Source organism: Mesorhizobium sp. WSM4847 (genome assembly GCF_055811335.1).
Genome location: NZ_JBVVPY010000011.1, coordinates 83,589 through 98,123 on the forward strand (window position 1 = coordinate 83,589; position 14,535 = coordinate 98,123).

Sequence of the window (14,535 nt, forward strand, 5' to 3'; positions counted from 1 at the left end):
ATCCGGTCACGCGCGCTCGATCCGGCACTGATAGCAGTTGTTGCGTGCCGAGCGAACATGCACATAGGCGATGTCGTCGCGCTCGAACAAACTCTCGGCCCGTGCCGCAATAGCGGCCGTTGGGATGACGCCGCCGCTGCCGTAGACGATGCGATCGTCGCTGCCGTAACCGCGCACGATGTAGTCGCTGCCTTCGAGAATTTCGGGAAGCGCCTCGGCCTCGGCAGCGCACTCGCAAGGCTCGGCATGGAGGAAGATCGGGCCGGTCTCGGCATAAGGCTGCAATTGCGGGAATGGCCGATAAGCCAGGACAAGGTAGGCTTCTCCAGCGGCGACGTTCTTCAGGCAGTGGCGGCAAGGCACGCCGTCACCGTCGGATATTTTCCGCTCTGGGATCAGGCCATAGGCGTCCGGCCCGCCGCGCTGCAAAGCTCTGACGCATTCCGTGGGCAAGGCCTTGAACTGGATGGTCATGGTGAAATCTCCGATGTCATCGACCGGAAATTACGTCGCTGCGCCAGCGCTTCCCACCCGATTCCTGCCAATCTGGATCAGTCCATCAGCGCGTCGAGACCGCGCACCAGCCCTGTGATCTCCTGTACCCGCCGGATGGCGAGCAGCGTCCCGGCCACATAAGGGGCAGCGGACGAGCCGGCGTCGTGGCGGATGGTCAGCCGCTCGTCGGGCAGGCCGAACAGCGCTTCGCAGGACAGGATGTAGGAAGGCAGGCGAAGCGCATGCACCTGCACCCCCTCGCCCGTGCCAACCGCCGCACCGCGCGTTCCCGGCACACCGGAGACCTCCGAGACCGGCCGCGCGGTCGAAGCCTTGCGGACATCGGCCAGCGCTTCGGCAAGCTCGCGCGCCGTGCCGGACGGCGCGTCGGGCTTTTTGGCGCTGGCATAGTCGATGACCTCGACATCCGGCACGTATTTCGCCGCCATCAGGGCAAACCGCTTCATCAGCGTGGCGGTGATCGAAAAATTGCCGGCGGCAATGACGCCGACACGATTGGCGCGGGCTGCAGCATCGATCTCGCCGAAATCGGCCGCACCCAGCCCCGAGGTGCCGATCACCACGTGCCGTCCGTTTTCGATGGCCAGCAGCGCATGGTCCTTCACGACATGCGGTTTGGTGTAGTCGACCAGCACGTCCGAGGGCACCTCCATTGCCTCGGCCAGCGAGGCGGCAACGATGATGCCGTTTGCCGACAGGCCGACCAGCAGGCCTGAATCCTGCCCAGCGCCGCTGCGTGACACGGCACCGGCCAGCGCCATGTCGCCTTGCGCCCCGATCGCCGGAACCAGTGCCTTGCCGACCCAGCCGGTCGCACCGGCCATCACCACCCGAATCGTCATTGATCCTCCCATCGCCATTTCGAGCGCCACGCGTTCCCTTGGATGCGTGGCGAACGCTCCAACAGTTTGCCTCCGAGCTGAAGCATCGATGAAATTCAGTCTGCGGAGAAAATCATGGCCGCATGACGCTGGCCGCACGTTCGGCGAAGGTCATTGGATGCACCATCTCCTTCTTTTGCGCGACCGGTTCAAAGCCGAGCTTCTGATAGAGCGGCAATGCCGCCGGATGGTCGAGCGTGCAGGTCTGCACCGTCACCCGCCTTGGTCCGTGCGACCAGGCGGCGTCGATCGCCGCACCCAGGAACCAGCGGCCGATGCCTTGGCCGGTGGCGTGCTCCATCATGCCGAAATAGGCCAGTTCCACTTCTCCCGGCAGATGTGGCTTCAGGTCGAAAAAGCCGGCCGGCGAGCCGTCGAGATACAGCACCCTGATATCGCGGTCCTCGCGATGGATCCCGGCAGAAAGCTCCTCGTCGCTCAGCCTCAGCACATTGACCCAGTGCCATTTGCGGCCCACCCGATCCATCAAATAGCGGTAGAAATGCAGCGGAATGTCCTTGGTTTTTAGCAATGCGATCTGGCGGTTGTACGGCAGCGGCGGCGAATAGGCCGGCGGCGCATGCATTTCGAGAAACGTCACCGTGACCTCGATGTCGTCAAGCGCGCCGTTTTCCATCACAGTCAGTCCTTGCCCGTCACGAGGGGCGTATCGCCAAGCCCACCCCATTCGGTCCATGAACCGTCGTAGAGCCTGTTGTCGGTGTGGCCTAGCGTCTCGAGCGCCAGCGTGATCGCCGCCGCCGTAACGCCTGAGCCGCAAGAGGTGACGACCGGCTTTGACAGGTCGATGCCGGCGTCCTCGATCACCTTGCGCAACCGGTCTTTCGACAGCAACTCGCCATCCTCGGCAAGCGCCGAAAACGGCGCATTGCGCGCGCCGGGCATATGGCCCGAGCGGACGCCGGCGCGAGGCTCCGGCTCGGTACCGGCAAACCGGCCAGGCGAACGCGCATCGGCGATCTGGCTTTCTCCGGTCTCGACGATCCGGCGCATGTCGGCCAGGCTGGCGACGCGAGCGGCATCGAAGTCGGCATGGAACACGCAAGGCGCGATCTTCGTCGGCTCCGCCGTCACCGGCCGTCCAGCCGCTTTCCAGCGATCGAAGCCGCCGTCCAATATGTAGACCTGGAACACCCCCATGACACGGAACATCCACCAGGCGCGCGGCGCCGAGAAGAAGCCCGGGCCGTCATAGACAACGATGGTGTCGTCGGCCGAAATGCCCATGGCGCCGACATACTGGGCGAAATGCTGCGGCGACGGCAGCGTGTGCGGCAGTGGGGAATCAGGATCCGAGATCGCATCGTGATCCAGGAAACGGGCGCCCGGAATGTGCGCTGCGTCATATTCGGCGCGCGCGTCGCGTTTCTGCGCCGGCAAATACCAGGACGCGTCGACGATGGTCAGGCCAGGCTCGCCGAGGCGCTTCTGCAACCAGTCCGCATCGACGGTGAAAGGGCTGTCTTCGGCCATTGTTCTTCTCCTGCCCGCCTTCGACAATCTGTTTATCAGGCCGGCTGTTTATCAGGCCGGCGGCATTGGTCCAAAGCGTATTCGGAAGCGCCGGTTCTCGCGACCCTTCTTCTCGATCTTGCCGATATGTATCTCGCCGACTTCTCCAGTGCTCTTCACATGAGTGCCGCCGCAAGGCTGGCTGTCGATCGAGGCGTTCTCGCCAATGCAGACCAAGCGGATCTTGCCCGTGCCGACCGGCGGCCGAACATTCTTCGATTTCACCAGTCCCGGATTGGCCGCCAACTCCTCGTCGGTGATCAGCCTGACAAAGACCGGGTGGTCGGCCCGCACCAATTCCATCAGCCGGGCCGTCACGTCTTCCCTGGTGAAGCCGGCATCCGGAATATCGAAATCGATACGGCTGTCGTCCTCGGAAACCGAGGCACCGGTGATCGGGAACGGGCAGACGACGGTAAGCAAGTGGCAGGCTGTGTGCATGCGCATCAGAAGATGCCGCCTCTGCCAATCGAGGGCAAGCTTTACCGGCTCACCGACCTCAGGCACCGCCTGCTCAGGCGGCGGCACATGGATGATGTCATCCTTGGTCTCACCGGTGATGGTGGCGGCAACAGCGATCAGGCTGCCGTCGGCGCGTTCGAGGGTGCCCGTATCGCCAGGCTGCCCGCCCGACGTGGCATAGAAGATCGTCCGGTCCAGAATGATGCCGCCACGGTCGTTGACGGCGACAACCACGGCATCAGCCGTCCTGAGATAGGCGTCGTCGCGAAACAGGGCATCCGTCCTGTAAGCCATCACGCAACCTTTTCGAACGGCACCGAGATTGTGCTCCGCTGTTCCATCCAGCCCGGCACCGGCAGCTGCTTCTGACGCAGGAATTCCGGGTTGAACAATTTCGACTGATAGCGCGTGCCGTAGTCGCAAAGCACGGTCACGATGGTATGGCCGGGACCCATCTCACGTGCCAGCCGGATCGCGCCGGCAATGTTGATGCCGGTCGAGCCGCCGACGCACAGGCCTTCCTCCTGGATCAGGTCGAAGACGATCGGCAGTGCATCCTCGTCCGGAATCTGGAAGGAGAAATCCGGCGTGAACCCTTCCAGATTGGCGGTGACCCGCCCCTGCCCGATGCCTTCGGTGATCGAGCTGCCTTCGGATTTCAGCTCGCCGCTGGTGTAGAAACTGTAGAGCGCCGCACCGAGCGGATCGGCGAGCGCGATCTTGACGTCCTTGCTCCTGGCCTTGAGCCCGAAGGCGACCCCTGCCAGTGTTCCGCCGGAGCCGACCGCCGAGACGAAACCATCGACCTTGCCGCCGGTCTGGGCCCAGATTTCTTCCGCCGTGGTGCGGGTATGGCCATCACGGTTGGCGACGTTGTCGAACTGATTGGCCCAGATCGCGCCGTTCGGCTCGGACCGGGCCATCTGCTCGGCCAGACGGCCCGACAGTTTCACATAATTGTTGGGGTTCTTGTAGGGAACGGCAGGCACCTCGATCAGCTCGGCGCCGAGCAATCTGATCGTGTCCTTCTTCTCCTGGCTTTGCGTCTCCGGGATGACGATTACGGTGCGGTAGCCAAGCGCCTTGGCAACCAGCGTCAATCCGATGCCGGTGTTGCCGGCCGTCCCCTCGACAATCACCCCGCCCGGCCTCAAAAGTCCGCGCTGCTCGGCGTCGCGGATGATGAACAGCGCGGCACGGTCCTTGACCGACTGGCCCGGATTCATGAATTCGGCCTTGCCCAGGATCTCGCAGCCGGTTTCTTCCGAGGCTTTGTTGAGGCGGATCAGAGGTGTATTGCCGATCGCTTCGATCACAGAACGGGGCATGGAGATTCCTTTATGCTTGCGGCCGAACCCTAGAAACCCGAAGCTTGGGTTTCAAGGCAAGAATTTGCCTGATCCAGCGGCATTTCCGGGCTGCAATTTCCTAAAACAGATGTTGCGTTGAGCCAATCATTGAAGCTCACCATTGAAAAGCGCTCTTTTCATCCGATTTCTTCACCGCTAGAGCACAGGCTAAGAAAAAGTCGCAGGGCATAGCATGACACTCTATCGGGCCGACCCGAAGCACGGCGTCGCCTGGATTAACGGCGGCAGCAGCGGCATCGGCCGTTCACTGGCCAAGGACCTTGCGGCGCAAGGCTATGTCGTCGCGGTGACGGCGCTCGACGACGATCCGATCGACACGCTTGTTGTCGAGACGGCGCAGATGCCGGGCCACGTCACGGCCTATCCTTGCGACGTCACCGACGAAGAACGCATGGCAAGGACGGTCGCGGCGATCGAGAAGGATCTCGGCCCGATCGTCTTGGCCGTGTTCAATGCCGGGAGCTATATTGCGACCGTCGGCGAAGACCTCACTGCCCGTGGATTTCGCCAGTCCTTCGATGTCAATTATTTCGGCATCATCAATGGCCTGGTGCCGGTCATCGAGCGCATGCGCGTCCGCGCGCGCGGCCATATCGTCTTGGTCGGTTCGGTCACTGCCTATTTCGGCTGGCCGACCACGGCCGCCTATGGCGGCACCAAGGCGGCGATCAATATCCTCGCCGAGTCGCTGAAGTACGATTTCGACAAGATGAACGTCCGCATCCAGGTGATAAACCCGGGCTTCGTCGACACCCCGCTGACCGAGAAGAATTTGCTGCCGATGCCCGGGCTGATGCCCGTCAATCGCGCCTCGCGCCGCATGGCGCGCGGCATCAAATCCGGCGGCTTCGAAGTCACCTTCCCGTGGCGCTTGTGCTGGGGCCTGAAGCTGCTCAGAATCCTGCCGAGACCGTTCTGCCGATGGGTCATCAGCACCGCGACCCGCTGGAAGGCGCGTCCGCTGAATTTCGACCGCAAGCCGCCGAGCGAATAGACCGGCCATCAAGTTGGCGCTCCCGCCGCCGGCGGGACGTCGTTGCCTGTTTGCCATCGTGGCCATAGGTTGAGATTAATTGCATGGAGTCTGCGATGGGGCGACGGATCGTGCTTGCGGTATTGGGTCTCGCCGTCATTCTCGTCCTTGCCTACGTCTTCGGCCCGCGCGCCCCAGCCGACATCACGATCCGCTTCGATCCTTCCGTGATCGGCGATGACCCGCAAGCCTACCTGGCACGCAAGGAGGCGGCCGTACCTGATATCCACGACGGGCTGGAAAAGGAAATCATCTGGGTCAATCCGATGGTTCACGCCAGGACGCCGCTGTCGATCGTCTATATCCACGGCTTTTCGGCGTCGAAGGGCGAGGTTCGTCCGCTTCCCGACGAGGTGGCCGAAGGGCTCGACGCCAATCTTTACTACACCCGTCTCACCGGTCACGGACAGGGCGGTGCCGCGATGGCGGACGGCAGCGTCAACGCCTGGATCAACGATTATGAGGAAGCGCTCGCCATCGGCCGAGCGATCGGCGACAAGGTGATCGTCATCGCCACCTCGACCGGCGGCTCGCTGGCAGCCTGGGCTGCGACGCAGCCGGGCGCATCGGACGGGGTGGCGGCCATAGCATTCATCTCGCCGAATTTCGGCGTCAAGGCTTCCGGCGCCGAACTTCTGACCATGCCGTGGGGCCGAGAGATCGCCGAGCTGGTCGCCGGCAAGGAGCGCAGCTTCGTGCCGCGCAATGCGCTGCACGAGAAATTCTGGACCTGGCGCTATCCGATCGCGGCGACGCTGCCGATGGTGGCGCTGACCGAGCTGGCCAATGGCGCGCCGGTGGAGAAGGCGACCATCCCTGCCCTGTTCATCTTTTCCGATTCGGACAAGATCGTGCGGCCGGACCGCACCCGCGACATCGCCGGGCGCTGGGGCGCGGCGCACGAACTGGTGCCGGTCGACGATACCGGCGATCGGGACAATCATGTCATTGCCGGAGACGCGCTGTCGCCAGCAACCACAGCTTTCCTGGCGCAGCGCATTGTCGTGTGGGTACAGGCGGTGGTGAAGTAGGTCTCAGGCGAAAAAGGCGACCGAAGCATCGCTCCGATCGCCTTTTTCAATTGTGAGCAGCCGGGCCGAGCCGACCGGCGCGGGCCGGATGCACTATCTGGTTACGCAGCCCGCGCTGCTGGCCGCTTGCCGCCGAAACGACGCTTGTTGTTGCCCTTGAACGCCTTGGCGCCTTCCGGCTTGCGCTCGCCGGCGAAGGCCGGCTTGTCGCCGAAGCGCTTGTTGCCGTTGTTGTGGCCGCCCGGCCGCCTGCCGTCGCGACGACCGCTGCGGTCGTTGGCCGGCTCGAAGCTGCGCTCGTTCTTTTCGGCAGGATTGCGCTGCGGGTCGGGACTGCCGAGATGATCGGCAACGATCGGCAGCTTGGTGCGGATGATGCGCTCGACCTGGCGCAGCTTGCTGTTCTCGGACGGGTCGCAAAGCGTGATGGCGATGCCGTCCATGCCGTTACGGCCGGTGCGGCCGATGCGGTGGACATAGCTCTCTGCCTCGTCCGGCAGGTCGAAATTCACCACATGGCTGATGCCGGGCACGTCGATGCCGCGCGCCGCGATATCGGTCGCAACAAGAATGCGCACCGAACCCTCGCGGAAATCGTTCAGCGCCTTCTGACGGGCGTTCTGCGACTTGTTGCCGTGGATGACGGCGGCCTTGAAGCCATCGCGCTCGAGATCCTTGGTCACCCTGTCGGCGCCATGCTTGGTGCGCGAAAAGATGATGACGGACTTCATCGCCTGGTCGGCGAGCATCGTCGCCAGAACCTGGCGCTTCTGCTTGGTGCGGGCAAAGACGACGCCCTGTACGATCTCGGCCGCCGCAGTGCTGTGCGGCGCCACTTCGACGCGGATCGGGTTCTTCAGCAGGCCTTTCGCCAGCTCGGCGATTTCGGCCGGCATGGTCGCCGAGAACAGCACCGTCTGACGGTCCGGCGCGGTCGCCCTGGCGATGCGCTTGACGTCGTTGATGAAGCCCATGTCGAGCATGCGGTCGCCTTCATCGAGCACCAGCCATTTGGTGTCGGCAAGCACGAGGTCGCCCTCACGCACCAGATCGGTCAGCCGGCCGGGCGTGGCAATCAAAATGTCGACGCCGGGAGCGATCTTCTTCACCTGGCTGAAGCGCGAGACGCCGCCAAGCACGAGTGCTGTCGAGACATGCGCGCCCTTGGCGAGCAGCTTGATCATCTCTTCGATCTGCACGGCGAGCTCACGCGTCGGCGCCAGGATCAGCGCACGAGCGGTCTTTGGCCGGCGCTTGGTGCCGAGCGCGATGATCTTCGACAGGATCGGCAGCGCGAACGCCGCGGTCTTGCCCGAACCGGTCTGGGCGATGCCGAAAATGTCACGGCCTTCCAGCTGCGGCGGGATCGCCTGGGCCTGGATCGGCTTCGGCTCGGTGAAGCCTGCGCCATGGGTCGCCTTGAGCAGCGCGCCCGTAATGCCAAGTGCTGCGAAACCCGAAAGTTCCCCAGTGTCTTTACCGGGCAGAGTGTTCTTGCCGGTCAGAGTGTTTTCGTTGGTCAAAATATTCTTCTTTCACGCGGCTCCTGGCCGCAAACATCGATGGCGGCAGGGCGCAACCTGCCGTCAAAAAAACTGTCATGAAAACGACAAGGCGGGCGGACGTTATCGTCCGCACGGCTGCGCTGTCGTGCCCGCAGGCATCATGCCACGGGGCTTTTTCGCCGCCTTGCCGATATGTCGGAAAGAGGGAAAACAGACGCAACCAGTCTCATTCGTCGAGAAGGCCGGATAGTCCGGCCCAAGCGCCTATGCCGCCGCATATGGCCCAGTTCGCCGCGAAATGCAAGGGCCGTCATGTTGCAGCGCAGCGAACCAGTCAAGAAGAGCAGCCGTGAACGTCTGCTCAAACTTCACCCGGCCATTCCCTCGCCCCATGCTGGACGAACAGAACTTCTATTTGAGTGTCTTTCACCCGATACGCTGGCGATTGGCCAGATCCAATCCGCGCCTTCGTCATCCTAGGGTCTGCGCCGCGTCGCTTCGCTCCTTGCTCCGCCCTAGGATGACGAAGTGGAGGGATGCTTCGGCTAATCTCGAAGGTCAGTGATTTGCCGCTGAGATCGGCCCGTTTGCGGCGGACGCTGCCCCAACAAGCGAAGCGAGAGCGGTTGGTAAGCCGCACCTAACAGACGGCCAGCTATGCCCGCCAGCGTATCGATCGGCGGCGAAAGCACGCCAGCGTTGCGAAAACAAAGCAGGCCGAAAAGCGGCGCTTGCGCTCGCTTACCGCCATGATTACCACAAATCAGCTTCTTTTGGGGATCGAGCGATGAAGGACGTGCTGAAGGAACTCGAGCGCCGCCGCGCCATGGCGCGCATGGGCGGTGGCAAGGCCCGTATCGACGCTCAGCACAAGAAGGGCAAACTCACCGCGCGCGAACGCATCGACGTCTTTCTCGACGAAGGCTCGTTCGAGGAGTTCGACATGTATGTCGAGCATCGCTCAACCGATTTCGGCATGGAAAAAACCAAGATCGCCGGCGACGGCGTCGTCACCGGCTGGGGTACCGTCAATGGCCGGCCGGTCTATGTCTTTGCCAAGGACTTTACCGTGTTCGGCGGCTCGCTGTCCGAGGCCCACGCCGAAAAGGTGGTCAAGGTGCAGGAGATGGCGCTGCGCAACCGCGCGCCGATCATCGGCCTCTACGACGCCGGCGGCGCCCGCATCCAGGAAGGCGTGGCAGCACTTGGCGGCTATGCCGAGATCTTCCAGCGCAATGTGCTCGCCTCCGGCGTCATCCCGCAGATTTCAGTGATCATGGGCCCTTGTGCCGGCGGCGACGTCTATTCGCCGGCAATGACCGACTTCATCTTCATGGTGCGCGGCACCTCCTACATGTTCGTCACCGGCCCGGACGTGGTGAAGACCGTCACCAACGAGACGGTAACCGCCGAGAGCCTCGGCGGCGCCTTGGTCCACACGACGAAGTCGTCGATCGCCGATGGCGCTTACGACAATGACGTCGAGGCGCTGCTGCAGATGCGCCGACTGGTCGATCTGCTGCCTGCCTCCAACACGGCTGAAATCCCCGAGATCGAGTGTTATCAGTCGGTCACCGATGACGATCTGTCGCTCGACCGACTGATCCCCGACAATGCCAATAAACCCTACGACATCAAGGAGTTGATCCTTAAAGTTGCCGATGAGGGTGATTTCTTCGAGATCCAGCAGGATTTTGCGAAAAACATCGTCACCGGTTTCGGGCGCGTCGAAGGGCGCACGGTTGGCTTCGTCGCCAACCAGCCGATGGTGCTGGCCGGCGTGCTCGATTCGGACGCCAGTCGCAAGGCGGCGCGGTTCGTGCGCTTCTGCGACTGTTTCTCGATTCCGATCGTCACCTTCGTCGACGTGCCAGGCTTCCTGCCCGGCACCGCACAGGAATATGGCGGCCTGATCAAGCACGGCGCCAAGCTCTTGTTCGCCTATGCCGAAGCGACCGTCCCGAAGATCACCGTGATCACCCGAAAAGCCTATGGCGGCGCTTATGACGTGATGGCGTCGAAGCATCTGCGCGGCGACATGAACTATGCCTGGCCGACGGCGCAGATCGCAGTGATGGGCGCCAGGGGCGCGGTCGAGATCATCTATCGCAAGGACATCGGCGATGCTGAGAAGATCGCAGCACATACAAAGGCTTACGAGGATCGCTTCCTGTCGCCCTTCGTCGCCGCCGAGCGCGGTTATGTCGACGAGGTGATCATGCCGCATTCGACCCGCCGCCGCATTGCGCGTGCGCTGCGCATGCTGCGCAACAAGGACATGCAGAACCCCTGGAAGAAGCACGACAACATTCCGTTGTGAGGCGCTGATGTCGCGAAAGCGACCACCGCAAAAGCTCACTCCGCTTCCGCGGCGCCGAACCCAGCGCCCATCGTCGCGCGGACGGCTCCAGACCACGGGGTGGCATGATTGTCGATGCGCATCTGGAAGATAAAATAGGTTGGCGAGCAGAAACCGACACCTTTCACCTTGCCGATACCGGGCGTATCGGGCGGCAGCGATTGGCACATGTAATCTTCGCGGCAGAAATGGTCGGCCGAGCAAGCCGGCCGATTGCCGCGGTTGACGGCGCCGCCCAAGCACTGGTCGAAATTATTGGTCGCCACGCAGATGTCGAATTTCTTGCCGCCGACCAGGCCGCAGATCTCGTTCGGCATCGGCTTGCCCGGCTTGAAGCCGGCAAAGGCACGGTCCTTGTCATTGCATCCGCGATAGGCGATGCCGGCCGGCACACCGATCTTCGGTGGCCGGCAGGTGTAGGCGGTGCGCGACATGTCGGTGGCGAAGGCCGCGAACTGGCCTGTAATGCTGTAGCGGTCATTGAAAGGCTGCGTGCCGTTGCTGGCGATCGAGCCGGTCAGGCATGGATGGCCGGAAAACATCTTTTCGCTGTCCTTGGGCAGCAGGCATTGCGCCAGTTTCGGCCGCACCCCCGATGCCGTCGCCAGCGCCGTGCAGACGGTGCCGCCGCCGCATTGCCAGGTCGTGCCGAAGCGGGCCGCATCCTCCGGCATCAAACACGGCATCGCCATCTCGGCCGGTGCGTAAGCGACCTCGCGGGCGTCTTTCCATGCGGCCGGCGGCGCGAAGGACAGCGGGCGGAGGCGGTTCGGCTCCTTGCCGTCGGCGGTCGCACGCAGCCAGGCTTCGCGCCGCGGCATCTCGGCATGAAGATGCGGCGAGATGCCGACCTCGATGCGGTTCAGCGGCGATGTCGTCTTGTCGTCGTGGCCGATGAAATGGAAACCGGCGGTCGAACCAGCCTGATGACAACCCTGGCAGGCGCCATTGTCGAGCCGCTCGACCAGCGCTTCCGGCGTGCGCAGCAGCTTCAGCGCGGAATAGTCCAGCCCGGAAAAATCCGCGGGATGGAACAGCGGCGTGAACGGGTGATTGGCCTGCCTTGCGCTGCCGAAAGTCGACCACGAGACGACTTTCTTGGCCAGGAATTCATCCGGGATTTCGTAGACGCCGAGATCGACCGCCGCGACATTGGCGCTGATATAATCGGAAAGTTTTGCTTTCAGCGCGGCGTCTTCCGAGAGCAGCGCCACATCCGGCGTGTTTTCCAGCGGCTTTTCGCTGACCGTCTCTCCATCGATGCCAAAAATCCGCAGGAGGTAGGCAGCCTGCCCGCCAAATTCGGTCTCCTGGCCGGAGGGAAAGCGCACCATTTGTGCGTTGAGCTCGAGCTGCTTGAAGCTCAGCCCGGCCTTTTCAAGCGGCCCGCCGATGAGCCAGCCGATATCGACGGTCTCATCGAGCTGCGGCGTCCAGCGTCCGGCAACGCCGACGCAGCCGCCATCGGCGTCCGGCGCGACGCTATAGATGGCATTGAAATTGAACGGCAGGCGCGAGGCCAGAACCTTGCCATTTTTCTTGAAGCTGTAGGCGAGGCGGTAAATGAAACGGACCTCGCCGCAGCCCCCGTCGCCTCGTATTTCGGCGAAATCACGCCGATCGAGCCGGTTGACGACACCGACCAGCCGAAAGCGCGCAGCGTCGGTCTTCAGCCAGCGCATGTCGATGATGCGGCCGACATTGCCGTCGGTGACTTCGTAGAGCGACCGCCCGCCAGCCTTCATCTCGGCGCGCAGCGCGGTAACATCGCCGGCAATCGTTTCGACGATCTGATGATAGGCCGGCGCCTTGTCATAAAGCGTCTTCAGGTCGGCCTTGCCGTCGACATCGAAAATGCCGGCGAAATCAAAACCCCTGGCGTCGAGAGCGGCGAGCACGGCCGGATCGTCGACGATCATCACCGGACCTTCGGCGCGCGCCAGGCTGGCCAAGAAAAAATTGGCGAGAATCACGGCGATCAGGGCGAGCCGACGGTTCATTCAGCGGTCATCCTGTTGCGATTTTCGGCAAGCTCGCGCAGCACCGGCACCAGCGCCAGCGGCAAGTCTTCAGCGATCAGCCCAGGTCCGAAACGGCTGCCGGCCTCAGCATGAATCCAGACCGCCGCGCAGGCGGCTTCGAAAGCCGGCATGCCTTGTGCCAGGAGGCCGGCGATGATGCCCGACAGCACGTCGCCCGAACCGGCGGTGGCCAGCCATGGCGCGCCGTTGCCGTTGATCGCCGCCCTGCCATCGGGCGCCGCGATCACCGTGTCCGCGCCCTTGTAGACGACGATGGCGCCGGCGCGCGCGGCGGCAGTGCGCGCCTTGGCCAGCTTGGACAGGTTCCTGGCTCCGGCGATGTCCGCAAACAGCCTAGCGAATTCGCCCTCATGCGGCGTCAGCACCAGCGCCGGTGCGTTCGGGCGACGGGCGGCTTCGAACAGAACGTCGGGCGTATCGCGAAACGAAGTGATGCCATCGGCATCGAGCACCAGCCCGTCGACCCTGCCGTGTTGCCGTTGTCCGGCGGCCAGTACGTCGAGGGCAAAATCGCGTGTTTTTTCGCCGACGCCAAATCCGGGTCCGAGGACGAACGCCGACGGCCGGCGGTCGCCAATGAATTTCTGCACATCCGCGATGCTGTCGACCTTTTGCAGCATGATCGAAGTCAGATGCACGGCATTCACCTGCACGGCATTCGCCGGCGACAGCACGGTCACCGCCCCTGCCCCGCTTCTGGCCGCGGCAAGCGCCGATAGCCGTGCGGCACCCGTCGCCGATGGCCCGCCGGAAAAGACGCCGACATGGCCGCGCCTGTATTTATGCGCGTCGACGGCTGGGACTGGGAAATTTTCGAGCCAAATCGGCGGGATGTTCTCGAAGGTGAGCGGTTCAAGCTGAGCAACGATATCGTCGCTAATGCCGATATCGGCAAGCACCAGCTCGCCGCACATCCCGCGCCCCGGCAACAGCAGATGGCCGGGCTTTTTTCGCGCGAATGTTACCGTGAATTGGGCGCGGAATGCCTGGCCGAGAATCTGGCCACTGTCGCCTGACACGCCTGAGGGCAGATCGACCGCGACGACAGGCAGGTTCAGTTCTGTCGCAACCTCGACCGCCCTGGCGGCATCACCGGACAGCGGCTTGGACAGCCCCGCCCCATAAAGCGCATCGACCAGGATCGAACCTTTATCGGCAGCAAATTCCGACAGCGGCCGTGGACTGACCCGGCATTCCGACGCGGCGAGCGCCGCGTCGCTGCCGGCTTTGGGCGAGCCGGATGCCCACAGCAACACGTCGACGGCGCTGTCCCTTAGAATGCGGGCGACGACATAGCCATCGCCGCCATTGTTGCCAGGCCCGCACAGCACGTGGACGCGCCTGGCAGCCGGACAATGGGCGAGCACCACCGCAGCGACTGCGCCACCTGCATTGCGCATCAGGACAATGCCGTCGAATGGTCCGGCGGAAATCGTCAGCCGGTCGGCCTCAGCCATTTCGGCCGGAGACAGAATTTCATTGCTCATGGATGCCGATCCGCATTGGCTCAAGCCGATCCTGTGGTCAAACCCCGATCCTTGTGGTCAAACCCCGATCCCTGTGGTCAAACCCCGATCCCTGTGGTCAAACATTGTCCAGTTTTCGGTTCGAAGCAAACGGCGATGAAATGGCACGATCTGTAAGCACATCGTTAGGGACAATGGCGTCCTCGAAGCACAATTGCCCGCGAAATGCTCTATCTGCCCAATTATTGTGCGGACGGTAGCGTCGACAATGTGTAGGTTCCCAGTATCCATGACGCAGCCAATGCAGCGAATGACGCGAATTTAGCCCTCAACGCGG

At 63.0% G+C, this 14,535-nt stretch carries 12 protein-coding genes; 3 read left to right on the top strand and 9 right to left on the bottom strand.

The genetic code is table 11. The annotated features are described in order from the left end of the window. Positions 1–6: 6 nt before the first annotated feature. The 6 genes from AC0L28_RS17465 to AC0L28_RS17490 form a co-directional block, all read right to left on the bottom strand. Positions 7–474 carry a DUF1203 domain-containing protein gene (locus AC0L28_RS17465; RefSeq protein WP_287260779.1) on the bottom strand — a complete coding sequence of 156 codons (468 nt, stop codon included), beginning with the start codon at positions 472–474 and terminating at the stop codon, positions 7–9. A gap of 77 nt (positions 475–551) precedes the next feature. Continuing rightward, a complete protein-coding gene (gene dapB, locus AC0L28_RS17470) occupies positions 552–1,358 on the bottom strand; it encodes a 4-hydroxy-tetrahydrodipicolinate reductase (protein WP_128169082.1) in 807 nt (268 codons plus the stop codon). Between the two features lie 112 nt (positions 1,359–1,470). Then, positions 1,471–2,034, bottom strand: coding sequence for a GNAT family N-acetyltransferase (locus AC0L28_RS17475; protein ID WP_023799255.1), 564 nt, complete (start codon positions 2,032–2,034; stop codon positions 1,471–1,473). 5 nt (positions 2,035–2,039) lie between these two features. Further along, complete coding sequence (gene sseA / locus AC0L28_RS17480; protein ID WP_287260778.1) at positions 2,040–2,891, bottom strand: 3-mercaptopyruvate sulfurtransferase; 852 nt, start codon at positions 2,889–2,891, stop codon at positions 2,040–2,042. 51 nt (positions 2,892–2,942) lie between these two features. Beyond that, entirely contained in the window at positions 2,943–3,686 is a 744-nt protein-coding gene (locus AC0L28_RS17485; protein WP_077377797.1) for an alanyl-tRNA editing protein, read from the bottom strand. Continuing rightward, entirely contained in the window at positions 3,686–4,720 is a 1,035-nt protein-coding gene (locus AC0L28_RS17490; protein WP_077377624.1) for a cysteine synthase A, read from the bottom strand. The genes AC0L28_RS17485 and AC0L28_RS17490 overlap by 1 nt, the downstream gene beginning before the upstream one ends. A 214-nt stretch (positions 4,721–4,934) precedes the next feature. Here AC0L28_RS17490 and AC0L28_RS17495 point away from each other — a divergent pair, with 214 nt between their 5' ends. Beyond that, positions 4,935–5,756 (top strand): SDR family oxidoreductase, encoded by an 822-nt coding sequence (locus tag AC0L28_RS17495; RefSeq protein ID WP_287260776.1) that lies wholly within the window; start codon positions 4,935–4,937, stop codon positions 5,754–5,756. 95 nt (positions 5,757–5,851) lie between these two features. Then, a complete protein-coding gene (locus AC0L28_RS17500) occupies positions 5,852–6,826 on the top strand; it encodes an alpha/beta hydrolase (protein WP_023799260.1) in 975 nt (324 codons plus the stop codon). Positions 6,827–6,927: 101 nt separating this feature from the next. Here AC0L28_RS17500 and AC0L28_RS17505 read toward each other — a convergent pair whose 3' ends face one another. Next, entirely contained in the window at positions 6,928–8,349 is a 1,422-nt protein-coding gene (locus AC0L28_RS17505; RefSeq protein ID WP_245277658.1) for a DEAD/DEAH box helicase, read from the bottom strand. Between the two features lie 769 nt (positions 8,350–9,118). Between AC0L28_RS17505 and AC0L28_RS17510 the strand changes: the two genes are divergently transcribed. Then, positions 9,119–10,651 (top strand): acyl-CoA carboxylase subunit beta, encoded by a 1,533-nt coding sequence (locus AC0L28_RS17510; protein ID WP_128169087.1) that lies wholly within the window; start codon positions 9,119–9,121, stop codon positions 10,649–10,651. Positions 10,652–10,686: 35 nt separating this feature from the next. Here AC0L28_RS17510 and AC0L28_RS17515 read toward each other — a convergent pair whose 3' ends face one another. Both AC0L28_RS17515 and AC0L28_RS17520 read right to left on the bottom strand, forming a co-directional pair. Then, a complete protein-coding gene (locus AC0L28_RS17515; protein WP_473478977.1) occupies positions 10,687–12,690 on the bottom strand; it encodes a hypothetical protein in 2,004 nt (667 codons plus the stop codon). After that, positions 12,687–14,219 carry an NAD(P)H-hydrate dehydratase gene (locus tag AC0L28_RS17520; RefSeq protein WP_473478979.1) on the bottom strand — a complete coding sequence of 511 codons (1,533 nt, stop codon included), beginning with the start codon at positions 14,217–14,219 and terminating at the stop codon, positions 12,687–12,689. Before AC0L28_RS17520 ends, AC0L28_RS17515 begins: the two co-directional genes overlap by 4 nt. Between the last annotated feature and the right edge of the window lie 316 nt (positions 14,220–14,535).